The organism is Pseudarthrobacter sp. MDT1-56, from assembly GCF_059383555.1.
Genome location: NZ_JBWZCK010000012.1, coordinates 88,595 through 112,189 on the forward strand (window position 1 = coordinate 88,595; position 23,595 = coordinate 112,189).

The 23,595-nt window shown below is 68.4% G+C and carries 22 protein-coding genes and 2 riboswitches; of the genes, 13 read left to right on the top strand and 9 right to left on the bottom strand.

Translation table 11 applies throughout. The features are described from left to right. Positions 1-87: 87 nt before the first annotated feature. The 4 genes from AC50YC_RS16600 (at position 88) to AC50YC_RS16615 (ending at position 5,041) form a co-directional block, all read left to right on the top strand. Complete coding sequence (locus AC50YC_RS16600; protein ID WP_494954401.1) at positions 88-846, top strand: LamB/YcsF family protein; 759 nt, start codon at positions 88-90, stop codon at positions 844-846. Next, positions 843-2,498 carry a 5-oxoprolinase subunit B/C family protein gene (locus tag AC50YC_RS16605; RefSeq protein ID WP_494954402.1) on the top strand — a complete coding sequence of 552 codons (1,656 nt, stop codon included), beginning with the start codon at positions 843-845 and terminating at the stop codon, positions 2,496-2,498. The genes AC50YC_RS16600 and AC50YC_RS16605 overlap by 4 nt, the downstream gene beginning before the upstream one ends. After that, entirely contained in the window at positions 2,495-4,228 is a 1,734-nt protein-coding gene (locus AC50YC_RS16610; RefSeq protein WP_494954403.1) for an acetyl/propionyl/methylcrotonyl-CoA carboxylase subunit alpha, read from the top strand. Before AC50YC_RS16605 ends, AC50YC_RS16610 begins: the two co-directional genes overlap by 4 nt. A 96-nt stretch (positions 4,229-4,324) precedes the next feature. Next, positions 4,325-5,041: a GntR family transcriptional regulator gene (locus AC50YC_RS16615; protein ID WP_494954404.1), complete on the top strand. Its 717-nt coding sequence runs from the start codon at positions 4,325-4,327 to the stop codon at positions 5,039-5,041. A gap of 86 nt (positions 5,042-5,127) precedes the next feature. On the opposite strand, the gene AC50YC_RS16620 is transcribed toward AC50YC_RS16615, so the two are convergent. Both AC50YC_RS16620 and AC50YC_RS16625 read right to left on the bottom strand, forming a co-directional pair. Next, positions 5,128-5,955 (bottom strand): putative hydro-lyase, encoded by an 828-nt coding sequence (locus AC50YC_RS16620; RefSeq protein ID WP_494954405.1) that lies wholly within the window; start codon positions 5,953-5,955, stop codon positions 5,128-5,130. Positions 5,956-5,960: 5 nt separating this feature from the next. Continuing rightward, positions 5,961-7,178: an NRAMP family divalent metal transporter gene (locus tag AC50YC_RS16625; protein WP_494954406.1), complete on the bottom strand. Its 1,218-nt coding sequence runs from the start codon at positions 7,176-7,178 to the stop codon at positions 5,961-5,963. A gap of 174 nt (positions 7,179-7,352) precedes the next feature. On the opposite strand from AC50YC_RS16625, the gene AC50YC_RS16630 reads away from it, so the two are divergent. From AC50YC_RS16630 to pabB, 3 genes are all read left to right on the top strand, one after another. Further along, positions 7,353-7,976, top strand: a complete 624-nt coding sequence (locus AC50YC_RS16630) for a LysE family transporter (protein WP_494954407.1) — start codon at positions 7,353-7,355, stop codon at positions 7,974-7,976. A gap of 124 nt (positions 7,977-8,100) precedes the next feature. Beyond that, the gene (locus AC50YC_RS16635; protein ID WP_494954408.1) at positions 8,101-8,670 is read left to right on the top strand and encodes a low molecular weight protein-tyrosine-phosphatase; all 570 of its coding nucleotides are present in this window, start codon (positions 8,101-8,103) and stop codon (positions 8,668-8,670) included. Next, positions 8,667-10,718, top strand: a complete 2,052-nt coding sequence (gene pabB / locus AC50YC_RS16640) for an aminodeoxychorismate synthase component I (RefSeq protein WP_494954409.1) — start codon at positions 8,667-8,669, stop codon at positions 10,716-10,718. Before AC50YC_RS16635 ends, pabB begins: the two co-directional genes overlap by 4 nt. Before the next feature lie 6 nt (positions 10,719-10,724). Here the strand turns inward: pabB and cls are convergent, their stop codons facing one another. Continuing rightward, on the bottom strand, positions 10,725-12,200 hold the full coding sequence (cls, locus tag AC50YC_RS16645) for a cardiolipin synthase (protein WP_494954410.1): 1,476 nt from the start codon (positions 12,198-12,200) through the stop codon (positions 10,725-10,727). A gap of 93 nt (positions 12,201-12,293) precedes the next feature. Between cls and AC50YC_RS16650 the strand changes: the two genes are divergently transcribed. The 4 genes from AC50YC_RS16650 to AC50YC_RS16665 all read left to right on the top strand — a co-directional run bounded on the left by AC50YC_RS16650 (position 12,294) and on the right by AC50YC_RS16665 (position 15,412). Next, entirely contained in the window at positions 12,294-13,256 is a 963-nt protein-coding gene (locus AC50YC_RS16650) for an aminodeoxychorismate lyase (RefSeq protein ID WP_494954411.1), read from the top strand. 93 nt (positions 13,257-13,349) lie between these two features. Beyond that, positions 13,350-13,464, top strand: a riboswitch (SAM riboswitch). Positions 13,465-13,559: 95 nt separating this feature from the next. Then, entirely contained in the window at positions 13,560-13,787 is a 228-nt protein-coding gene (locus tag AC50YC_RS16655) for a DUF1737 domain-containing protein (RefSeq protein WP_494954465.1), read from the top strand. Then, on the top strand, positions 13,784-14,203 hold the full coding sequence (locus AC50YC_RS16660) for a rhodanese-like domain-containing protein (protein WP_494954412.1): 420 nt from the start codon (positions 13,784-13,786) through the stop codon (positions 14,201-14,203). Before AC50YC_RS16655 ends, AC50YC_RS16660 begins: the two co-directional genes overlap by 4 nt. Continuing rightward, complete coding sequence (locus AC50YC_RS16665) at positions 14,204-15,412, top strand: O-succinylhomoserine sulfhydrylase (protein WP_494954413.1); 1,209 nt, start codon at positions 14,204-14,206, stop codon at positions 15,410-15,412. 22 nt (positions 15,413-15,434) lie between these two features. On the opposite strand, the gene AC50YC_RS16670 is transcribed toward AC50YC_RS16665, so the two are convergent. The 5 genes from AC50YC_RS16670 to AC50YC_RS16690 all read right to left on the bottom strand — a co-directional run bounded on the left by AC50YC_RS16670 (position 15,435) and on the right by AC50YC_RS16690 (position 21,453). Further along, on the bottom strand, positions 15,435-16,622 hold the full coding sequence (locus tag AC50YC_RS16670; protein ID WP_494954414.1) for a glutamate--cysteine ligase 2: 1,188 nt from the start codon (positions 16,620-16,622) through the stop codon (positions 15,435-15,437). 76 nt (positions 16,623-16,698) lie between these two features. Continuing rightward, positions 16,699-18,222, bottom strand: a complete 1,524-nt coding sequence (locus AC50YC_RS16675) for a UDP-N-acetylglucosamine 1-carboxyvinyltransferase (RefSeq protein WP_494954415.1) — start codon at positions 18,220-18,222, stop codon at positions 16,699-16,701. Positions 18,223-18,318: 96 nt separating this feature from the next. Further along, a complete protein-coding gene (locus tag AC50YC_RS16680; RefSeq protein ID WP_494954416.1) occupies positions 18,319-19,122 on the bottom strand; it encodes an energy-coupling factor transporter transmembrane component T family protein in 804 nt (267 codons plus the stop codon). Then, the gene (locus AC50YC_RS16685; protein ID WP_494954417.1) at positions 19,119-20,753 is read right to left on the bottom strand and encodes an ABC transporter ATP-binding protein; all 1,635 of its coding nucleotides are present in this window, start codon (positions 20,751-20,753) and stop codon (positions 19,119-19,121) included. The genes AC50YC_RS16680 and AC50YC_RS16685 overlap by 4 nt, the downstream gene beginning before the upstream one ends. 16 nt (positions 20,754-20,769) lie before the next feature. After that, complete coding sequence (locus tag AC50YC_RS16690) at positions 20,770-21,453, bottom strand: ECF transporter S component (protein ID WP_494954418.1); 684 nt, start codon at positions 21,451-21,453, stop codon at positions 20,770-20,772. A gap of 66 nt (positions 21,454-21,519) precedes the next feature. Next, a riboswitch (TPP riboswitch) is annotated at positions 21,520-21,663 on the bottom strand. Positions 21,664-21,856: 193 nt separating this feature from the next. Between AC50YC_RS16690 and AC50YC_RS16695 the strand changes: the two genes are divergently transcribed. Then, positions 21,857-22,402 carry a heme-degrading domain-containing protein gene (locus tag AC50YC_RS16695; RefSeq protein WP_494954419.1) on the top strand — a complete coding sequence of 182 codons (546 nt, stop codon included), beginning with the start codon at positions 21,857-21,859 and terminating at the stop codon, positions 22,400-22,402. On the opposite strand, the gene AC50YC_RS16700 is transcribed toward AC50YC_RS16695, so the two are convergent. Then, entirely contained in the window at positions 22,394-23,161 is a 768-nt protein-coding gene (locus AC50YC_RS16700; protein WP_494954420.1) for a DUF4386 family protein, read from the bottom strand. The two genes, AC50YC_RS16695 and AC50YC_RS16700, sit on opposite strands and share 9 nt — an antisense overlap. 165 nt (positions 23,162-23,326) lie before the next feature. On the opposite strand from AC50YC_RS16700, the gene AC50YC_RS16705 reads away from it, so the two are divergent. Further along, positions 23,327-23,590, top strand: a complete 264-nt coding sequence (locus AC50YC_RS16705) for a DUF4235 domain-containing protein (RefSeq protein WP_494954421.1) — start codon at positions 23,327-23,329, stop codon at positions 23,588-23,590. The last annotated feature ends 5 nt before the right edge of the window (positions 23,591-23,595 follow it).

Genomic DNA, 23,595 nt, shown 5'->3' on the forward strand with positions numbered 1-23,595 from the left:
AGAAGTCACACTCCACACCCAATAATTGTTGAACAATCGAAGGTTTTGGGGCATGATGGAAATCATGCAACTTGAGGCGGAGATCACATGCCCATAATCGATTTGAACAGCGACGTCGGCGAGTCCTTTGGCAGCTGGACCATGGGTGACGACGCGGCCGTCTTCCGCCACGTATCCAGCGCGAACGTCGCGTGCGGCTTCCACGCCGGTGATCCCAGCACCATTGCACGGACCTGCCGCGACGCCGTGGCTGCAGGGGTCAGCATCGGAGCGCACGTCGGTTACCGGGACCTGGCCGGCTTTGGCCGCCGCTTTGTCGACTGTTCCGCCACGGAACTGGCCGATGACGTCCTGTACCAGCTCGGCGCACTCCAGGCACTGGCCCGCGCCGCCGGTTCCGAGATCAAGTACGTGAAGCCCCATGGCGCCCTGTACAACACCATCGTCCACCACGAGGTGCACGCGCAGGCCGTCGTCGACGCCGTGCATGCGTTCAGTCCCGGCCTGCCGATACTGCTCCTGCCGGATTCCATTGCACAGGGCAAAGCCGAAGCGCGGGGACTCCGGGTACTGTCCGAGGCATTTGCCGACCGTGCCTACAATCCTGACGGCACGCTGGTCTCACGCCGCGAAGCAGGATCCGTGTTGCATGACCCCGTGATCATCACGGCAAATATGGTCCGGCTGGCAAGCGAAGGCACGATTGTGGCCCGCGACGGTTCCGTCCTGAACGTCAAGGCCGACAGCATCTGCGTGCACGGAGACACCCCCGGGGCAGTGGCCATGGCGGCGGCCGTACGTTCCGGCCTCGAAGCCGCAGGCGTCACCGTCCGGAGCTTCGCATGAGCATCACCGGCATCCGCTGGGCGGGTCCGCGGGCCTGGCTCGTGGAACTGACCGACCTGGCCTCGGTCCTCGCCCTCCACCAGCGGCTCATTGCCGAACCTTTCCCCGGTCAACTGGATACAGTGGCCGCCGCGGCAACCCTGCTCGTGAAGTTCAGCAGCCGCCGGCAGGCGGTCCTGGCGCACGCCGCCGTCGGACTGTTGGATCTGGGCCGGCTGGAGCGCGAAACCGGCAACGAGGTCACCATCGATGTCGTGTACGACGGCGAGGACCTCGCCGAGGTCGGCAGGCTGACCGGGTTGGGTGCCGACGGGGTGGTGGCCACGCACACCGGCCAGGTATGGACCGCCGCATTCGGCGGATTCGCCCCGGGGTTCACGTACCTCGTGGGGCAGGACAACCGCCTCGAGGTTCCGCGCCGGCTGTCGCCGCGGACAGCGGTCCCGGCCGGCGCGGTGGCGCTGGGCGGAGCTTTCTCCGCGGTTTACCCGCGGCAATCGCCCGGGGGTTGGCAGCTGATCGGGCGGACGGCAGCCGTCCTATGGGACCTCGACCGCGAGTCGCCCGCGCTGGTCCGCCCCGGCGACAACGTTCGCTACCAGGCGGTGCGCGAGATCATCGACGTGGCCGACAGCGCGGTCCCCGCAGCGGTCGAAGCTTCCCCGTCTCCTGCTTCCGCACTTGTGGTCACGGCCCCGGGCCTGCAGGCCCTGGTGCAGGACCTCGGCCGGCCCGGGTTCGGGGATCTCGGCGTTTCCGCGGCCGGCGCCGCCGATCAGCAGTCGGCCCGTCAGGCCAACCGGCTGGTCGGCAACGAACCGGCTGCCGCCGTAGTGGAAAACCTGCTGGGCGGCCTCACCGTGCTGGCCCGGGGCGATCAGGTGTTGTCCGTCGCGGGAGCAACTGTTCCCCTCGAAATCCGCGACGCGTCCGGAGCGGTCCGGCACCGACCCGCAATGGGCGCCCCCTTCGCCCTGGTCGACGGCGAATCACTGGCCCTTGGCGCGCCGTCCGCGGGGCTCCGCAGCTACCTCGGCGTCCGGGGCGGCTTTGACGTGGCTCCCGTGCTGGGGAGCCGGTCAAGTGACTCGATGTCCGGGATCGGCCCCGCCCCCCTGGCAGCCGGGAACATCCTGCCCGTGGCGGCCGTGGCTGCCCACCACCCGGTGGGCAGGCCGGAACCCTCGACGCTCCGGCTCGATTCCGCTCCGGCCGCACTCCGGGTGACCCTTGGCCCGCGGGATGACTGGTTCTCCGCCGCAGCGGTGCGTTCCCTGTCCAGCCAGGAATGGCTCGTCACGGCACAATCCAACAGGATCGGCGTCCGTCTGGAGGGATCAGCGGCCCTTGAACGCAGCCGCCCCGGCGAACTTCCCAGCGAGGGGGCAGTGGCGGGATCGCTCCAAATACCGCCCAGCGGGCACCCCGTGCTGTTCCTGGCCGACCACCCGGTGACGGGCGGCTATCCGGTGATCGCAGTTGTTGTGCCCGAGGATCTGCCCCTGGCCGCGCAGTTGCCGCCCGGCCATAGGGTCCACTTCCACATCGTCGACGACGCCACCCTGAAGCCGGCGGAGACCACTTCGCGCCAATCACCTGCCCGCCTTGAACCAGCCGTCAGCGGCACCGCTCCCGAAGGATCCCAGCCATGAAAAAAGTCCTGATCGCCAACCGCGGCGAAATCGCGGTGCGCATCGCCCGCGCCTGCTCCGACGCGGGGTTGCAGTCCGTGGCCGTGTACTCGGACCCGGACGCCGATGCCCTGCACGTGCGGCTGGCGGACGAGGCCCACGCACTGGGCGGACGCTCCGGGGCTGAGACCTACCTGGACATCACCAAACTCATCGGCGTCGCCCGCCGGGCCGGTGCGGACGCCGTCCACCCCGGATATGGATTCCTCTCCGAGAACGCAGACTTCGCGCAGGCGGTACTGGACGCGGGCCTGACCTGGATCGGCCCCTCGCCCCAGTCCATCAGGGAACTCGGCAACAAGGTCACGGCCCGCGAAATCGCCGTCAGGGCCGGCGCGCCGCTGGTGCCGGGCAGTGACGGACCGGTGCGGAACGCCGACGAGGTCGTCGCCTTTGCGCAGGAATACGGACTTCCCGTTGCCATCAAGGCCGCGTTCGGCGGCGGCGGGCGGGGACTGAAGGTCGCGCGCCGCTTGGAGGACATCGAGGACGCGTTCGAATCGGCCGTTCGGGAATCCCTGGCCGCCTTCGGCCGCGACGAATGCTTTGTCGAACGCTTCCTCGATCAACCCCGGCATGTTGAAGCCCAGATCCTGGCGGACACTCACGGCAACGTCGTCGTGCTGGGCACCCGTGACTGCTCCCTTCAGCGCCGCAACCAGAAACTGGTGGAGGAGGCACCCGCACCGTTCCTGAGCCCCGCCCAGCGGAGTCTCATTCACGAATCCGCCAAGGCCATTTGCCGGGAAGCCAGCTACCACGGTGCCGGGACGGTGGAGTACCTGGTCGGGACGGACGGCGTCATCTCCTTCCTCGAGGTCAATACCCGGCTGCAGGTGGAGCACCCGGTGACCGAGGAGACCACGGGAGTCGACCTGGTCCGCGAACAGTTCCGGATTGCGGCCGGAGGCGTCCTCACGCTGACCGCCGACCCCGAACCGCGGGGCCACGCCTTCGAATTCCGGCTCAACGCCGAAGACCCCGCGCGGGGCTTCCTGCCGGGCCCGGGCCAGGTGGACGTCTTCGAGGCCCCCACGGGACCCGGGATCCGGGTTGACTCCGGCGTACGTTCCGGATCCACGGTTCCGGGCGAATATGACTCCCTCCTGGCCAAGCTGATCGTCCACGGCGAGGACCGGGCGCAGGCCCTGCGCCGTGCACGCGCCGCCTTGGATGAGATACAGATCCAGGGCCTGCCCACGGTCCTGCCGTTCCACCGGGCCGTCGTCCGGCACCCGGACTTCACCGCGGAGGACAGGATGGGCGTCCACACCACGTGGATCGAGAATGAATTTGCCGGGCCGCTTGCCGCGTCGCCGGAGATCGCCCGCTCGGCACCGGACGCAGCCCGGACCACGCTGACGGTTGAGTTGGACGGCAAGGCTGTTCAACTGGGCCTGCCCGCCAGGCTCTACGACGCTCTGATGGGCGGCGGGGGGAACGGAACCAGCCCAGCGGCCGCAGACCGGGCGGTGAACCACACTGAACTTTCCTCGCCGATGTCCGGGTCCCTCGTGAAGTGGCTTGTCGAGGCCGGCGATTCAGTGGAGGCCGGGCAGCCCGTGGCAATAGTGGAGGCCATGAAGATGGAGACCACCGTGGCCGCCCACCGGCGTGGCCTGGTGGCGCGTGGCCCGCACGAGCCGGGCGCCGCCGTCGGGCGCGGTGACATCCTTGCCACGATCACCTAGGAAGCGCGGGACCGCGGCTGGTCTGCGCACACGGTTTCCGCCATCCACGGCGGACCCTGCGCGGGCGGGCTGCCCTTCTTCGGTAGATTGGAACCCATGCCGATGAATGCCGCGCTTGAAGGGATCTCCGACGAGGTCCGGGCCACCCATGCCCATACCGGATCGTGGGTGGCCGCCGTGCTGCGTTCGCGTATCTCGGCAGGCCAGCTGGCCCCGGGAACGAAACTCTCCGAACAGAAACTCTCGGCGGCGCTGGGCGTCTCACGGAACACGCTGCGCGAGGCGTTTACCGTCCTTGCCGGCGAGTCAGTGGTGCAGCGCATTCCAAATCGCGGCGTGTTCGTGTCCGCACCCCAGGCCGCGGATGTCCGCGAGATCTACCGGGTCCGGCGGCTGATCGAGCCGGCGGCGGTGCTGTGGGGGGAATACCCGCCAGAGACCCTGGATGCGCTGGATGCCATCGTCGACCGGGCCCGCGCCGCCCTCGCGGCCGGGTCTGTGCCGGATATGGCCGACGCCAACCAAGACCTGCACAAGGCGCTGGTGGCGCTCTCCGGGAGTGCATCACTGGCTGAACTTATGGACAGGGTCCTCGCCCAGATGCGGCTGGTCTTCCATGCCATGGCAACCACGGCGGACTTCCACAGCCACTACGTGGAACGCAACGCCGCCTTGGTGGCGCAACTGCGGGCCGGCCACCGGGAGGAGGCCGCGGCAGAACTGCGCCTGTACCTGGACGCAGCCGAACACGAACTCCTGGCGCATATCGGAGCCCTCCCGCGGGCTTACAGCCCCGCGACTGAAGCTTCATAAGTTGACCGCGGACCTCAGCAGCCCGCCGGAGTTCTAGTTTCCGGCGGGCCGCTGCTGCTGGTCCGGGGCTTTCGGCGCCCGGCCGCCTAGGGGACCTGGTAGGAGGTATCCCGCGCGTCCGTAATCAGCATGTGTCCCGGGGCATGGCCAATGGCCAGTGCCGGCCTTGACTCCATGACGGCTGCCTGCGGTGTCACCCCGCACGCCCAGAAGACCGGCACATGGCCGTCCGGGATGCGTACCGGGTCGCCGAAGTCCGGCCGGTCCAGGTCAGCGATACCCAGCTCGGCGGGGTTGCCCACATGGACCGGGGCGCCGTGCACGGCCGGATAGCGGGAAGTGATGCGGACGGCGTCGGCCACCTGGGCGGCCGGAACGGGACGCATGGAGACCACCAGAGGGCCCGCCATTTGTCCGGCCGGCTCGCAGCGGACGGACGTGCGGTACATGGGCACGTTCACTCCCTGGTCGATATGGGCCACCCGGATGCCGTTGTCCTGGAGGGCGGATTCGAAGGTGAAGCTGCAGCCCACAATGAACGTCACGAGGTCATCGCGCCAATGGTCTGTGATGTCGGTTGGTTCGTCGACTTTCAGGCCGTCCCGGTACACCACGTATTTGGGCACGTCGGTGCGGATATCGCCTCCGGCCAGCAGCGGACCCGCGGTCGCACCGGCGTCCAGCACGCCCAGGACAGGGCAGGGCTTGGGGTTGCGCTGCGCGAACAGCAGAACGTCAAAGGCCTGCGCCTTGGGCACGATGATCAGGTTGGCCTGCGCGTAGCCGCTGCTCCAGCCGGAGGTGGGCGTCACGAGGCCGGCGCGGAACATAGCCCGGGCCTCGTCCGGGAGCAGGCCTGCCGGGTGTTCGGGGTGGGCGATGGGGGACGGCACGGTCACCTCAGGACGATTCATTGGTTCTAGGCCCACAGCTTGGCCAGGCTGGTCAGCGAGCTGTAGCCGAGGAACAGGGTCAGCAGCCAGGCCACAACGCCAATGACGAGAAGGCCCTTGGGGTAGACGTAGCCGTGCAGGAGGTCCCGGCGGCGCCAGGCCACCCACAGGAGCACCCCGAAACCGACCGGGAGGATGAGGCCGTTGAAGGCGCCGGCGAAGATGAGGAGCTGCTGCGGGGCCTGGCCGATCAGCAGGTAGGCCACGCTGCAAAAAGTGATGAAGCCGACAGTGATCAGGTTCCGGGTGCGGTCCTTGGTGCTGGACTTCGTCACGAAGGAGACCGAGGTGTACGCCGCGCCGATCACCGAGGTGATGGAAGCTGCCCACAAGATGACACCAAAGACGCGCATGCCGATATCCCCCGCTGCGGCCTGGAACGCGGAGGCGGCAAGGTTGCTGCCGGTCAGGGCCACACCGCCGGCGACGACACCGAAGATCGCCAGGAACAACAGGATGCGCATGACGCAGGTGACCAGGATCCCTACGATCGAGCTCTGCGTGATTTGTTTGACGTTTTCAACGCCGGTGACTCCGGTGTCCAGCATGCGGTGGGCACCCGCGTACGTGATGTAACCGCCGATCGTTCCACCAATGAGGGTTGTGATGACCAGGAAGTCGATCTTCTCGGGCATCACGGTGTTCTTGAGGGCCTCACCAAGCGGCGGGGCGGAAACCACTGCCACGTACAGCGTCATCAGGATCATCAGGGCACCGAGGATCACCACGATCCGGTCCAGGGCCACACCCGCCCTTTTGCTGAGGAAGATCAGGATGGCCAGGACGGCGGACACGGCCCCGCCGATTTTGGGATCCACCCCCATCATGGCGTTGGTGCCGAGCCCGGTTCCGGCGATATTGCCAATGTTGAAGACGATGCCACCCAGGAAGACGAGAGCGGCGAGGAACCAGCCGACGCCGGGGAGAACCTTGTTTCCGAGCTCTTGGGCCCGCAGACCGGAGACGCCGATGATCCGCCAGACGTTGGCCTGCACGGCAATGTCGACCAAAATGGAGACCAGGATCGCGAAGGCGAAGGCGGCGCCGAGCTGGACGGTGAAGGCAGCGGTCTGGGTGATGAACCCCGGGCCGATAGCACTGGTGGCCATGAGGAACATGGCGCCCAGCAGGGCGGAACGCCGGGCGGCCGGCTTAAGGCCGGCTTTGACGGTGGTGGTTTCCATGGGGGTCCCAACAGTTGGGTGACTGGCGTCACAACGATTGTCTCCCGCAACTGTACAGACTGTTGAACAATCTAAGCAAGGGTTGTTGAACAATAAAACGGTTTTCCGCACTGCCTCGGTCACCTGGTGGTGCTTGAGCACAGCCGGCCGCGGCCGCGGCCGTACACTGAATCAGTGCAACCCTCCCTGTGGCTGGCCCTGGCGGGCGCCGGCGTCCTGATCAGCTTCACGCCCGGCGCGGGCGCCATCAACACCATGAGCAATTCCCTGAACTCCGGCTTCCGGCGCTCCATCTGGGGCATCCTTGGCCAGCAGGCGGCGCTGGTGGTGCACATCGTGATTGTGGCCCTGGGCGTCGGGGTGCTGGTGGCCAGCTCGCCGGTCGCGTTCAACGTGATCCGCTATTCCGGCGCCGCCTACCTGGTGTACTTGGGCATCCAGCAGTTCCGGCACAAACCCGATTTGGACCAGGAGAAGGCTGCTGCGCTGCGCAACGAGCCGGCTTTCTCCATGTTCCGCCGCGGCCTCTGGGTCAACCTGCTGAACCCCAAGGCGATCGTATTTTTCCTGGCCTTCATGCCGCAGTTCATCCGCCCGGAGGAGCCGCTCCTGCCGCAGTACCTGGCCCTGTCCGCCACCGTGATCGTGATCGACATCCTCGTCATGTGGTTCTTCTTCGCCGCCGCGGCCAAGTCCTTCCAGCGCTTCACCCACGATGCCCGCGGGCAGCGGATCCTCAACCGGACGTTCGGCGTGCTGTTTATGGCGGTCGGCGTCCTGCTGGCCTTCATCCACTGACGCCGGCGCACGAAGGCCCGGCGCCTCACCGGCCGTGACACTGTCGAATACCAGCGTGACAAGGCCTGTAATATCCGCTGCCCGGAAACTAGCCAAGAGGACCCGCATGATTCATGCTTGCACTATGCCCTCAATGTCGAGCCCGTACCGCATCATCGCGGTCTGCACCGGTAACATCTGCCGGTCCCCGATGGCCGCGCTGATGCTGGCGGAGGCCATCGCCGCCGAGGGTCTGGCCGGCGCCATTGTGGACTCGGCAGGAACCACGGCCTACGAGGTGGGCCGCCCGATTGACCCGCGGGCCGCCCGCAAGCTCACCGCCCACAGCATTCCCTCGGACCACCACGTGGCGCGCGAATGGCGGGCGGAATGGTTCCAGACCCGCGAACTCATCCTGGCTTTGGATGTGGACCATTTCGGCTGGCTGCAGCAGGCGGCGCCGGACCGCGAATCGCTGTCCAAGATCAGGATGCTGCGCAGCTTTGACCCGGCCGTCGCGGGCAAGGACCCCCTGGACCAGGGCATTGAAGACCCCTGGTACGGCGGCCACGCGGACTTCGACCTGACCTGGACGCTGATCAACGCCGCGCTTCCCGGGATCGTGGCGCACGTCCGGGCGGAGCTCGCCCGGCGACCACCGCCGGACGGGCAACACCCCGGCACCGCTGGGCAGCCGGTACGCTCTAGTTCATGAGTCCCGCACCCGTCATCATCGCCATCGACGGACGATCCGGCGCAGGCAAGACCACCCTGGCGATCGAACTGGCGGCACGGCTCCGCGAACACCACAAGGTTTCCCTCTTCCATCTTGAGGACATCTACCCCGGCTGGAACGGCCTTGCGGCCGGCATTGAACGCTACGTCTCGACCGTGCTGGCCCCGCTGCACCGCGGCGATCCGGCCGAATGGGTCAGCTGGGACTGGAAGGCGCATTACGACGGCGACACCCGCACCACCCAGCCCGCCGAAATCGTCCTGGTGGAGGGCGTAGGCGCCGCCGCGGAGGCCGCCCGTCCTTTCCTGGCCGCGGTGGTCTGGGCCGATTCCCCCGAACACGATCGGCGCAGCAGGGCCCTGGCCCGCGACGGTGAAAGCTACGAACCCTTCTGGGATGAGTGGGCCGCCCAGGAGCAGGCGTGGCTTTCCGGGGACGACGTTCCCGCCCACGCCGATATCCGGGTGCTCAACCTTGCTGACGGCGCCGCTCCCGCGGAAGTGCTGCAGGCGCTCCAATACCTTCCGGCACTGGCACCGGCGCTCCTCCCCGAGCTTGGCGCCCGCCGGGGCCTCCAGCTCCGCGCCGAGAAGATCTCCGCGGTCCCTGACCCGGCCCGGCTGTTCGAATCGCTCTTCGGCCGCTCCGTCAATGCCGTCTGGCTCGATTCCTCCTTGGCGCCGGACGGCAGCGTGGCGGCGGAGCGGAGCCGCTTCAGCATCCTGGCCGACGACGGCGGCCCGTTCGGCCAGTCGGTCCGGCACATTTCGGGCACCACCCGCGTGAGTGTCGGCAACGCCAGCGTCAGGACCGAGGGTCCGTTCTTCCGCTGGCTCGACGGTGTCTGGGGCCGCAGTGACCTCCGCGCCCCGGATGACTACCCCTGCGATTTCACCTTGGGCTGGCTGGGCTACCTCGGCTACGAACTCAAACGTGAGACCGGCGGCAGCGACGTCACGGCCGTATCCCCCGACGCCAGCCTGCTGTTCGCCGGCCGTGCCGTGGTGCTGGACCATGGTGAAGGCACGGTCTGGCTGCTGGCCCTGGACACCGCGGACGCCGGCGACTGGCTGGAGGCCGCCCGCGCCGCCACCGGGACATCATCCGGACCGGCGGCGGCAGCCGGCGGCAGCGACGCCGTCGAACCATCCGCCCCCGGCCATGGCCCGGACTTCTCCGCGCGGGATTCGGAAGTCTCCTACAAATCCAAAATCACCCTGGCCCAGCACGAGATCGCCGAGGGCAACACGTACGAGGTCTGCCTGACCACCGCCCTGGCAGCGGAACTGCCGGCCGGCTCCTTGGACCCGCGGCAGGCCTACATGGCGCTGCGCCGCAGGAATCCCGCCCCGTTCGCGAGTTACCTGCGGTTCGGGGACCTCACCGTGGCGAGCACCTCGCCGGAGCGTTTCCTGCGGATCACGGCCGACGGCGGGATGCGCGCGGAGCCGATCAAGGGCACCCGGCACCGGGACGCGGATCCCGCACGGGACGCGCTGCTGCGGCACGAGCTTGAGTCCTCCCCGAAGGACCGCGCCGAGAACATCATGATTGTGGACCTGCTGCGCAACGATCTCAGCCACTTCGCCGTCCCCGGCTCGGTGACGGTCAGCCGGCTCTGCGCGATCGAAAGCTACGCCACGGTCCACCAGATGGTGAGCACCATCGATGCCCGGCTTCGGCCCGGGATGCCGCGGGCCGAGGCCGTCGCGGCCTGCTTCCCGGCCGGTTCCATGACCGGCGCCCCCAAGGTCAGCACCATGGCCATCCTGGACCGGCTCGAGGGCGCACCCCGGGGTGTGTACTCCGGCGCGATCGGCTATTTCTCGCTCAACGGCGCGACCGACCTGGCGGTTGCGATCCGCACCCTCGTCCTCACGGCACAGGCCGGAGGCGGCACCGGGCTCAGCCTCGGCGTCGGCGGAGCGATCACCGCGGATTCCTCGCCGGAGGAGGAGTACGAGGAGATCCGGACCAAGGCCTTCGGGGTCCTCTCGGCGCTTGGCGCGGAGTTCCCGCCCGGCTGACGCCGGTTACTGCAAGGTCGCCGTCAGCCGGGCGACGTTGTCCACGTATTTGACCCCCATCGGCCGCTTCATCCAGTCATCGAGCGTCAGTTCGCGCGAAATGCCCCGGTACGTGTCCTCGACGGCGCTGATCCGCTGCACGATGTCCTCGCCCAGAAGCATCACCGAGACCTCGAGGTTCAGCGAGAAGGAGCGCATATCCATGTTGCTGGAGCCCAGCACGGCCACCTCGTTGTCGATGGTGAAGTGCTTGGCGTGCAGCACGAACGGGGCCTTGTACAGGTAGATCCGCACCCCGGCTTCCAGCAGCGCCTCATAGTAGGACTGCTGGGCGTGGTGGACCAGGAACTGGTCGCCCTTTTCGGAGACGAAGAGCTCGACGTCGACCCCGCGCTGCGCCGCCGTCGTCACCGCGTACAGCAGCGAATCATCGGGGACGAAGTACGGGCTGCAGATCGAGATCTTGCGCTGCGCCGAGTAAATCAGCGTGTTGAAGAGCCGCAGGTTGTTTTCGGTGATGAAGCCGGGGCCGCTGGGCACCACCTGGGCGGTGATGTTTCCGGCGTGCAGTTCGGGCCGGTGCGCTAGCTGGCCCTCGAGGGATTCGTCGGTTTCACTGAGCCAGTCGGTGGCGAAGACGACGTTGAGCGTGGTGACGATCGGTCCGCGCAGGCAGGCCATCAGCTCGACCCACTCGCGGCCGATCTTGCGGTGCCGGGAGTTGTTGTAGGAGGGCTCGATCAGGTTCTGCGACCCGGTGAAGGCGATCTCACCATCGATCACCATGATCTTGCGGTGGTTCCGCAGGTCCGGCCGCCGCCACTGCCCGTGCACGGGCCGCAGCGGAAGCATGGGCCGCCAGCGGATCTTGCTGGCCTTGAGCCGGGCGATCAGCTTGCTGTAGCCCTGGATGCGCAGGGTCCCCAGGTGGTCGAACAGGAGGCGGACTTCGACACCGCGTTCGGCCGCCTTCTCCATCTCGGTCAACAGCTCGTCCGTGACGTGGTCCGAGCTCAGGATGTAGAACTCGGCGTTGACGAACGACTTCGCCTCCCGGACGGCAGCCGCCATCGCCTTGATCGAGTCCGGGTAGCCGGGCAGGAGCTCCACGTGGTTGCCGTCGACCATCGGCAGCGAGCCCAGGGTCTTGTTCAGTTCCGCCGCTGAGGACACCCATTCCGGGCCCTCGTAGCGGCTTTCCACCATCGCCAGATCGGAGGCCCCGGCGCGTACCCGGGTGTTCACGGCGTCCTGCTGCGCCCGGCGCTTGCGGGAGAGCCGGAAGTTGCCGAAGAGCAGGAAGAGGACCAGGCCGACGGCCGGAACGAAGAAGATGATCAGGAGCCAGGCCATGGCCGTGGTGGGACGGCGGTTTCCGGGGATAATGCCGAGGGCCAGGACCCGGATGGCGAGGTCAACCACGGTCAGGATCAGGATCACCCAGGACGGGAGAGTTTCCGCCAGGGAAAATGGCCACAACACAGACGAACCCCTCAAGTTCCAGACCCGCGGAAGAGTTCCGGAACGGGCAACGGTCAAATCCTATCCCGCAGCCCGCCGCACTAAGCTGAAGCCATGACTTCTCATGCTGCCGCCCCCGCCCCTGTCCCGGTGCTGGTCTTCCTGGATCCGGCGTTCGACGGCGGCCGTCTGGCCGATGCCACCAGGCCGCAGCTGATGGCGACGGACCAGGGCGCGACGCGCGGCGACGGGGTCTTCGAGTCGCTGCTGGCCGTGGGCGGGCAGCCCCGCAAGCTCCAGGCGCACCTGGACCGGCTGGCCGGGTCGGCCCGGCTGCTGGAGCTGGACATCCCTGCGGAGGAAACCTGGCGCCGGGCCATCGAGACGGCGATCGGCGAATTCCGGCGCCAGCACGTGCCGGGCGCCGGGACCGTCGAGGACGACGAACTCGTGGTCAAGCTCCTCGTGACCCGCGGCGTCGAAGGTGCGGGCACGCCCACCTGCTGGGTCCAGGCCTCCGCCCCCGGGCCCGCCGGGAGGCGCCAGCGCGAGACCGGCGTCGACGTCATCCTGCTGGACCGCGGCTATGACAGCGACATCGGGGAACGGGCCCCGTGGCTGCTCATGGGCGCCAAGACGCTGTCCTACGCCGTCAACATGGCCGCGCTCCGCTACGCGCATGCCCAGGGCGCGGACGACGTAATTTTCACCTCCGCGGACGGCCGGGTGCTGGAGGGTCCGACCTCGACTGTGTTGCTCGCGCACCTGGAGACGTCCGACGACGGTGCCGGCGGGGTGCGCACCGTCCGGCGGCTGATAACGCCCCAGCTCGACAGCGGGATCCTGCCCGGCACGTCGCAGGGTGCCTTGTTCATCGCGGCCAAGGCCGCCGGCTGGGAGCTGGGCTACGGCCCGCTGGAGCCCCGAGACCTGTACGACGCCGACGCCGTCTGGCTGATCTCCAGCATCCGGCTGCTCGCACCCGTCAACCACATCGATGGCAAAGAGATCGGCACCCCCGAGCTGCGCCGGCAACTCACCGCAGAGCTCAACGCGCTCTACGCCACAATCGAGTAGTCCTCCCCTCCCCCGCGTTGCGGGGCGGAGCGTTACTTAACATGACGACGGCGGCGATGCAGGCCGGCGTTGCAGGTGTTACGTTTTTTGGTGAGTAATGAGAACCGGCGCCAAGCCCTGACTTGCCGGTCGGCAACCCTCCCTTTCGCGGCGGGGTGCCTCAGGTGAATACTCGGCATATCGACCATTCGAGCTGCAAGCGTGAAAGATAGGAGATCCGTCGTGCCTGACGCGTCCGCCCCCGCTGTCCCCGGGACAGCACCCGCCCCGTCCCCCGCAGTCCCCGGTGCCGCCGAGGAAAAACTGGCCTACCGCCTGTTTTCCGGCCCCGATGACCGCGCCTTCTGTGAGCGCGTCTCGGCCGCCCTCGCCGAGGGCTACGTGCTGCACGGCAGCCCGACCGCCACCTTCAACGGCAGCAGCGTCATCGTGGCGCAGGCCGTCGTGCTGCCGGCGGCGATCGCCAGCGCCGATGCCGCCGTCGCCAACGCCGTTGATGACCTCGAGTTCGACGGCGAGGGCCACGCGTGAGCTACGCCGGGGACCTCAGCCCGCAGGAGGCCTGGGCCAAGCTGGAGAAGGGCGCCATCCTGGTGGACGTCCGCACCGAGGGCGAATGGGCCCACATCGGCATCCCCGACACCGCGGCCGCGGGCACCAAGCGGAACGATCCGCTCTTCATCCAGTGGAACCTGGCCGGCGGCGTCCCCAATTCCCAGTTCGTTGAGCAACTGAAACTCCAGGCTCCCGAGGGCGAAGGCACCGAACTGGTCTTCCTTTGCCGGTCCGGCGCCCGGTCCATCGCCGCGGCGATTGCCGCGACGGACGCCGGTTTCATTTCCTACAACATTCTTGAGGGCTTCGAAGGCGAACCGGACCGCCACGGCGAGCGCACTGTCAACGGCTGGAAGAACCGCGGCCTGCCCACCAACCTCGGAGAGCACTAAGTGACCTTCAACCCTGATGCCGCCGGCTGGAGCGCCGACACCCAGGCCGTCCGCGGCGGACTCGACCGCACCGGTTTCCAGGAAACGTCCGAACCGGTCTTCCTGAACTCCGGCTTCGTCTACGAATCCGCGGCCGCCGCGGAGCGCGCCTTCACCGGCGAGGACGAGCGCTTCGTTTACTCCCGCTACGGCAACCCCTCGGTGGCCACTTTCCAGGAACGGCTCCGGCTGCTCGAAGGCACCGAGGCCTGCTTCGCGACCGCCTCGGGCATGTCCGCGGTCTTCACTGCCCTCGGGGCCCTGCTGGCCGCCGGCGACCGGGTGGTCGCGGCCCGTTCGCTGTTCGGATCCTGCTTCGTGATCCTCAACGAAATCCTTCCCCGCTGGGGCGTCGAGACGGTCTTTGTGGACGGCCCGGACCTGGAGCAGTGGCGGTCGGCGCTGTCGGAGCCCACGACGGCGGTCTTCTTCGAGTCGCCGTCGAACCCGATGCAGGAAATCGTGGACATCGCCGCCGTGAGCGGGCTGGCGCACGCCGCCGGGGCGACGGTCGTCGTGGACAATGTCTTCGCCACCCCCCTGCTGCAGCGCTGCGGGGAGCTCGGCGCCGATGTGATCGTGTATTCGGGAACCAAGCACATCGACGGCCAGGGCCGGGTGCTCGGCGGGGCGATCCTGGGCACCAAGGAGTTCATCGAGGGCCCGGTCAAGCAGCTCATGCGCCACACCGGCCCGGCCCTTTCCGCCTTCAACGCCTGGGTGCTGACCAAAGGGCTGGAGACCATGGCCTTGCGCGTGAACCACTCCTCCGCCTCCGCGCTGCGGCTGGCCGAATGGCTGGAGGAACAGCCCGCGGTCAGCTGGGTCAGGTACCCGCTGCTGCCGTCCCATCCGCAGTACGATCTGGCTGCCCGGCAGATGAAGGCCGGCGGCACCGTGCTGACCTTTGAGCTCTCCCCGTCCGCCGGGCGTTCGGCGAAAGAGGCCGCGTTCGCGCTGCTGGATGCGCTGCGGATCATCGACATCTCCAACAACCTGGGCGATTCGAAGTCCTTGGTCACCCACCCGGCCACCACCACGCACCGCGCCATGGGGCCCGGGGGCCGGGCGGCGATCGGGCTCAGTGACGGCGTGGTGCGCCTCTCCGTGGGCCTTGAGGACATTGAGGACCTGACCCGCGACCTCGGCCAGGCGATGAAGCAGGTCTAGGACTGTTCCGGCCCGCGGTGGGTCAGCCGCGGCGGACCCGGCCCAGGGATGAGTCCCCGTCGGTGAGGTCCCCGGTGACGGTTCCCCGCAGGGTCACTTCGACGGCCCGTTCGACGACGGCGGCCAGGCCGCCTGCGTGGTACGGCTCCCGCTGCAGCTGCGACCCGGTGCCCTCCGCCAGGATCCGGCCGACGCCCGCCCGCACCAGCTCCAGCTCGCCCTGTTCGGCCAGCACCGGTGCGACGAAATCCACCAGTGCGTGGACCACCTCCGCGGCCGGGGCCGGGGTGAAGGTCCCGAAGTCCAGCAGCTGCCCGCGCAGTCCGCAGTTGCTGGCCTGCCAGGCCGCCATCCGCAGCAGCAGCGTCGGCACCGGGGCGGGGTCGACGCCGTCGTTCCATTCCCGGGACGCCGATTCCACGAGCGCGCGCACCAGCACGGCGATCAGCGCCGCGTCCTCGGCGCGCAGGCAGACATCGGCGACCCGGATCTCCACGGTTGGATGATTCCGGCACAGCCGCGCGTCGAAGTAGACCATTCCCTCGTCCATCAGGACGTTGCTTTCCACCAGCCGGGTCACCAGTCGCCGGTAGACCGGCAGGCTGCCGAAGATCATCGTGGGACCCGACCCCGGCCAGCGGTTCCACGCCTGGGTGCGGTAGCTTTCGAATCCTGTCTCCGCGCCGTTCCAGTAGGGGGAGTTCGCGCTGAGGGCGATCAGCACGGCGAGCTTGTCGCGGATCCGGTCCATCACGGCCACGCCTTCCTCCGGAGACTCCACGAAGGTATGGACGTGCAGTCCGCAGGTCAGCTGGTTCCGGACCGTGAGTCCGAAGCGCTGCTGCATGGTCAGATAGCGCTGATTCGGCGTCAGGTGGGTGGCGGAGCCCTGCGGCGAGGTGGCGAGGGCGGCGACGCGGCCGCCGTGCACCTGGGCGGCTTGGTCCGCGTGGGCCCGGCCGTGGTTGAGCTGCCGGAGCAGTTCGGTGTAGTCCAGGCACGGCCGCGTCTGGGTTTCGATCTGTTCCAATTTGAGTTCATAGCTGAAATCGGTGCCCTCGCCGATGTCATGCAGCCGTGCCGGGTCGACCGGGCCCGCGTCCTGCCTGGGCGGGACCAGGCTGGGCAGCATAACGCCGGCGAGGGCCAGCAGCATCCCCGTTTCCGGGTCCACTATCAGCAGTTCTTCCTCCACGCCGAAGGTGCGCATGTCTCTATTGTGCGACACGATCCGCCGAAACGCTCGGGGGCCTTGGACCCGGGCGGGTTCAGCGGGTTCGGCGGATTCAGTCTTGGAAGTACTCGATCTTCGCGCCGAGGGTGTTGAGCCGCTCGGCCAGGTCCTCGTAGCCGCGCTCGATCACATAGATGTTGCGCAGTTCCGAGACGCCGCGGGCGGCCAGCATCGCCAGCAGCAGGCAGGCCGCGGGCCGGAGTGCCGGCGGGCAGCCCACCTCGGCCGCACGCCACTTGGTGGGTCCATTGACGTAGATCCGGTGCGGGTCCAGCAGCTGCACCTGGGCGCCGAGCTTGTTCAGTTCGGTCAGGTAGATCGCCCGGTTGTCATAGACCCAGTCGTGGATCATCGTCTGGCCCTGGGCAGTCGCGGCGATGACCGCGAAGAACGGCAGGTTGTCGATGTTCAGCCCGGGGAACGGCATGGGGTGGATCTTGTCCTCGGGGGCGCGCAGTTCCGAGGTCCTGGTGGTGACGTCCACCAGCCGGGTGCGCCCGTTCCGGGCCAGGTACTCGCCGGAGACCTCCAGCCGCTGGCCCATCTGTTCCAGCGTCGCGAGTTCGATTTCCATGAATTCGATCGGGACGCGCCGGATGGTCACTTCCGAGTTCGTGACGATGCCGGCGGTGATCAGGCTCATCGCCTCGATCGGGTCCTCGGACGGGAAGTATTCGATGTCGGCGTCGACGGCGGGGCGCCCGGTGATCTTCAGCGTGGTGGTTCCCACGCCCTCGATCCCGACGCCGAGCATCTGCAGGTAGAAGCAGAGATCCTGCACCATGTAGTTGGGGCTGGCGTTGCGGATCACGGTGGTGCCGCTGCGGTGCGCGGCGGCCATAATGGCGTTCTCGGTGACGGTGTCGCCGCGTTCGCTGAGCACGAAGGAGCGGTCGCGCCCGTCCGACGGCGGCGCCTGCACGGCGTAGAAGCCGGCCGTGGCGTCGACGCTGAGGCCGAACTGGCGCAGCGCCTGCATGTGCGGCTGCACGGTGCGGGTGCCAAGGTCGCAGCCGCCGGCGTAGGGCAGCCGGTACTCGCTGGATTCGTCCAGGAGCGGGCCCAGCAGCATGATGACGCTGCGGGTCCGGCGGGCCGCCTCGACGTCCATCGAGTCGAGGTCCAGCACGGCCGGGCGGCGGATCTGCAGGTCGTTGGCGTTGAGCCAGGTGCATTCGACGCCGATGCTGGTCAGCACCTCGACGATCCGGTTGACTTCTTCGATCCGGGCGAGCCGCCGCAGGGTGGTGGTGCCGCGGTTGATCAGGCTGGCGCAGAGCAGGGCGACGCCGGCGTTCTTGCTGCTGTTGACGTCGACGGAGCCGGACAGGGTGCGGCCGCCCTCGACCCGGAGGTGCGTCATGGCCGGCCGGCCCACCTTGACGATGCTCCGGCCGAAGATGGACTCGAGCCGCTGGATCATTTTCAGGCTCAGGTTCTGCTTGCCCTGTTCCATGCGGGCAATCGCGCTCTGGCTGGTTCCCAGCTCGGCGGCGAGCTGCCCCTGGGTCCAGCCTTTCTGGCCACGGGCGTCGCGGAGCAGGGCTCCGACTTCTTCAGCAGTCTCGTAAGTCATACCCGAAAAATATCACGGATGATTTATTTTTCCCCGTCATTCCGGGCGCAACGCCTCGAATCTCACAGAAATACCCGCGTCGTGCGATAACGGCCGCTACTGCCGTGCGAGGAAGACCATGTTCCAGGTCCCCGCTGCGAGCGAGGCGGCGACGGCGGCGCCGGCAATCAGCACCCCTCCCAGCAGCACCCAGGCGTCCACCCCGCTGAACGTCGATGTCCGGGCCCAGGTCCGGTGCGCGCCGCCGAAGCCCCGGGCCTCCATGGTGACCGCGAGCCGGGAGGCGCGCCGGACAGCCTGCACCAGCAGCCCGAAGCTCTGCCCCAGGGTGGCGCGGAGCCGCTGCAGCGGACTCCCGTGGGAGCCCACGCCGCGGGCACGGCGTGCCATGCCGATGGTCTGCCATTCTTCGGCCATAAGCCCCACCAGCCGCATCGCGGCCAGCGTCCCGAGGACGAAGCGGTGCGGCAGCTTCGCCTTCTGCGCGAGGGCGTCGGCCAGGTCCGTGGGGTCCGTGCAGCTCATCAGCAGCACTGCTGGCAGGGCAATGGCCAGGCCGCGGAGCATGAACCCCAGCCCGAGCTCAAGGGATCCTTCGCTGATGGACCAGATCCTGGCGTCCAACAGGATGCTCCCGCTGTCCGGCGCCAGGATCGTGGTGCTCCAACCGCCCAGTGCGGCGGCCAGGATCAGCGGCCAGCCGCGCTGCCAGAGCAGGCCAAGAGTCAGCCCGGCCAGCGGAAGGATCGCCAGCTCGAAGGCCAGGGCCACCGAGGCCGACACCCAGTCGATGGACAGTGCCAGCACCATCGTGATGAGCATCACGGCGGCGAACTTTGCCAGCGGGTTGGCGCGGGTCAGCAGGGCATGGTTGCCGCGCAGGGTCAGTTCCTGCCTCATGGCGCGGCGACCTTCCCGGGTTCCTGGTGTTCAGGGGCCCGGAGGCTCAACTCGGTGCCGCCCAGGACCTCGCTGAATTCGGCATCGTGCGTCACGGACACGACGGCGGTGCCGTCGTCGAGCAGTTCGGAGAGGAAGGAAGCCAGTTCCGCCCAGGTGTTGGCGTCCTGGCCGAACGTGGGTTCGTCCAGGACGAGCACCTGGGGATGCGCGGCGAGGACGGTGGCCACCGACAGGCGCCGTTTTTCGCCGCCCGAGAGCGTGTAGGGGTTGGCGTCCACCAGCTCCGTGAGCCGCAGCCGCTCCAGCAGTTCGTCCACGCGCTCCTCGCCGCGGCCCAGGTGCCGGGGCCCGAACATCAGCTCATCGAGCACCCGCCCGGTGACGAACTGGTGCTCGGGTTCCTGGAACACGGTGCCGATCCTGGCGATCAGCTGCTGCGCCTTCCACCGGTACGGATCGATCCCGGCACCGGCGCTGAGCTCCAGCGTGGCCGAAACCGTGCCGGACACGGGTGCGAGCAGGCCGGCGAGCGTAAGGGCGAAGGTGGACTTCCCCGAGCCGTTGGGGCCGGTGATGGTCAGGGCCTCCCCGGCCCGGACCTGGGCCGTGATACCGGACTGCACGGGCTGCGGCGGGATGGGCCGGAAGCCGCCGCGCAGACCGGCCCGCCGCGGCCGTTCGCGCGACACGGCCAGGTTTTCCGCGGCCAGCAGCAGACGCCCCGCGGTGCTGGCACCGGGTGCGATCCCTCCCAATGCGCCGGACGTGCCGGCATCCCGCGCGCCCCCGCGCGCCCGGGTCTGCGGGACGTACCCCGGCACCCAGACTCCTGCCGCGGTGAGCATGTCCCGTGCCTGCGCCAGGACCTGGTCCGGCGGCCCGTCGACCAGGACGGCGGAGTCCGTGGCCGATCCCGGCTGCAGCACCACAATCCGGTCCACCAGCTCCTTCCAGACCGAAACCCGGTGCTCCACCACCACCAGGGTGGCTCCGGTCTTCTCCAGGCAGCGGCCGACGGCGTCGCGGACTTCCAGGACGCCGGCCGGATCCAGATTGGCGGTGGGTTCGTCGAGCAGGATCAGCCCGGGGCGCATCGCCAGGATGCCGGCGAGCGCCAGGCGCTGCTTCTGCCCGCCGGAGAGCGCGGACGTCGGGTGGTCCAGCGGCAGCCGGCCCAGCCCGACGTCGTCGAGCGCTTCCGCTACCCGTGACCAGATATCCCCCGGGGGCACGGAGAGGTTTTCCGCGCCGAAGGCGACGTCGTCGCCGAGGCGAGAGAGCACCACCTGGGTCTCCGGGTCCTGCTGCATCAGCCCGGCCCGGCCCCGCCGGGACCGCGGCGGGGCGCCGTCGATGAGCAGGCTGCCGGTCTCGTCCGCGTCCTCGGGGTCCGCCGCGGGGCCAGGCGCGTGCTCAGCGCCGCCCGCGGAGCTGTCGCCGAGCACCCCGGCCAGGGCGTGGAGCAGCGTGGATTTGCCGGCACCCGAGGGTCCCAGCAGCAGCACGCGCTCCCCGGGCCGGATGTCCAGGTCCAGGCCGCTGACGGCGGGCCGGGACCGGCCGGCGTGCCGCCAGCCCCAGCCGCGGGCGGCGATTGTGGCCGGGCGTACTGTATCTGAGGATGTCATGGTCAGTGTGCGGACGTCAGACGGGCTCCGTGGCGGCCTTGCGGGAGGCGAAGGAACTCAGCACGCCGGTCCGGGCCAGGCCGCGGGTGGCGAGCCAGGACAGCCCGCCGGCGATCACGGCGCCGGAGATGGCAGTGAAAATGATGTACGCGAGCTTGTCGCCGCCGGCGTAGGCGATGTTCCAGCCCCAGGGCAGGAATGAATCATTCAGACCGCAGAACAGGCCCGCCCCGGCACCGGCGAGCAGGGACACCGGAAGGTTGAACTTCCTGTACATGAAGGCGGCGAAGACCAGTTCGGCGCCAAGACCCTGCAGCAGGCCGGAGATGAGCACCGTGGTGCCGTACTGCGAGCCCATGATCAGCTCGCCGGTGGCGGCCACGGCTTCGCAGAACAGCGCTGCGCCCGGCTTGCGGATGATGAGCATGCCCAGCACCGCGGGGATCATCCAGCCGCCGGCGTAAAGCCCGGTGAGCGGCGGGTAGAACGCGTTGACGGGGGCGGAAATGATGTTGGCGCCCTGGGACCAGGCCCAGAAGATCACGCCGCCGGCCACCGCGATCAACGCGGCCACCACAATGTCCACTACACGCCAGTTATGGCTGCGTCGGGCGGGCGTGGTGGCAGGTTGATGCCTGGCGGGTTCGTGGTTGGCAGGTTCTTGCTTGGCAGGTGTGTGCTCGGCTGATGTGTCAGTCATATCGTCCTCCTGAGGAACAGGAGGGGAGAGTGACCCGGGGCCCGCAGCTTCCTCCGCCACCCCGCGCACTCTGAGAACTCGACTCCCTTGCGCCGGTACTAACCGGATCAGGTTCGAGGGTCTGCGGCTGTCCGCACTCTCAGCGCCCACCTGTGGTTTCCCCGGATTCCTCCGGTGATGCCCGACGGCGGCGCTCCCCTGTCGTATCTAAATATCGCCCTTGTGGGCGTGGCCCAGTTTACACCCGTGGAGCGTTGTTTTCCGGGGCCGGCCGTCACAATCCGCCGGTGCCCGCGCCGGTGACCCGGAACGGCCCGCTTGGTAGAGTCGGCAAAGCACGGGAACGCCGGACGCCGCGGCCGGCCGGCCATCAACGGCGGTGAACTAACGGAAGCTGAATCATTTGACCAACTCACCAGTGCCCTCCCCCGACTACGACCCGGACTCGGCGGAACCGCAGCCGCACGGTTCCCTGGGTGCGCTCATCGGCCGCATCCTGGCGGAAATGGATGAGCTGCAGTTCAGGTCCTTCAGCAAGGACGACGCCCTGGACCTCGGGCTCCTCCTGGTTGAACTCGGCCGGCAACGGTCCCACCCGATCGCCATCGACATCACCAAAGGCGAGCAGGTGCTTTTCCATGCGGCGCTGGAGGGCGCCACCCCGGACAACGAACGCTGGATCAGGGCCAAACAGCGCACAGCCGTGCGGTACGAAGTCCCGTCGCTGCTGGTCGGTCTCCGGGCCCGGGCCGCCGGAGGAAGGATAGAGGACAACGAATGGTTCGACCAGCAGGAGTTCGCCGCGCACGGCGGTGCCTTCCCCATTTATCTGCGCGGAACGGGGATGGTCGCCACCGTCACGGTCTCCGGACTGCCGCAGAAAGCCGACCATGAGCTGGTGGTCGAGGCCCTGTCGGAAATCCTCGGCCGCTCCGCGCGGTCAGACTAGCCTGCCGGAGCTGCCGCTGCTCCGGGGTGTCCGCGCGGCCAGCCGGATCAGGGCCAGCCCAACTGCCACGAACCAGACCCATAACAGCACCCCGTAACCCCAGTAGAACTCCGGAACCGCGTCGCGCAGCGCCTCCGCGACGACGCCCAGGCCGCCGGTGGCGATCCCGAGCCAACCCAGGGTCCGCGGCAGCACACCTTTGAGCATGACGACGGAGATCAGCAGGATGCCAAGCGCTGACAGGACGCCGACGACGGCGGGGGTGTTGTTCTCCGCAACGATGGCCTCGGCGGCGGTCGCGTAACGGAGCCGGGCTGCATCATCGCCGGCCGCGGTGTAACGGTCGCTGAGGTACACGAGCACCAGGGAGCCCCGGCTGGTGACCGGGACGGCGAGGATCAGCGCCCACGACAGGCCGCCGATGACGGTGGCCAGCAGGGCCAGGCTCTTATCCAGCGGGGCGAGCGCCGCAAACAGGGCCACGAACACCAGCACCGGCAGGATGTTCGGCACAATCCACAGCAGCTGCTCGGCGAGGTAGACCCCCTTGTTCCCCGCAATGAATTCCAGCGTCTCGGAGCCCCCGTGGACCGGGGGCGGGGCGGCGAAGTCCAGGACCAGGGCGAGGATCAGCAGCGCCACGAAGAGCGCCGAGGCGATGCCGGCCCAGAAATAGAGCCGCCGCCAGGTCTGGCCGTCGGTCGTAGGGGCGGTGGGCGGCGAGGCGTGGCCCCGCGGTCGGGTTTTGGGCTGGTCCATGCTCGAAGGTAGGACCGGGCCGGACCCGCCGGACAGGGGCGTTGGTCCCGGCCCGCCCGGGATCCAGTCCGGGATCCCGGCGGGTCCCGCGTCCCTGGCTGAACCGCCTGGCCAGGAACGCTAGGCTAGGGGAAGCCCTGTTTCCTCCCACAAGGAGTCCGAAGTATGAACATCTTCATCAAGCTGCTCGGCACCGGCATCAGCCTGCTCGCCGGCTTTGTTGGCACCAAGCTCGTTGACACCGTCTGGGAGAAATCCACGGGCAACAGGCCGCCCAAGGGCCACGACGACGATGTGCCCACCACGCTTCGCTCGGCCCTGACCTTCGCGCTGGTCTCGGCGTCTGTCAGCGCGATCATCCAGGTCCTCGCCAACCGCGGCACCCAGCGCGCGATCACCCGCTTCGCCAAATCCCAGGACCTGGTTTAGGGCGC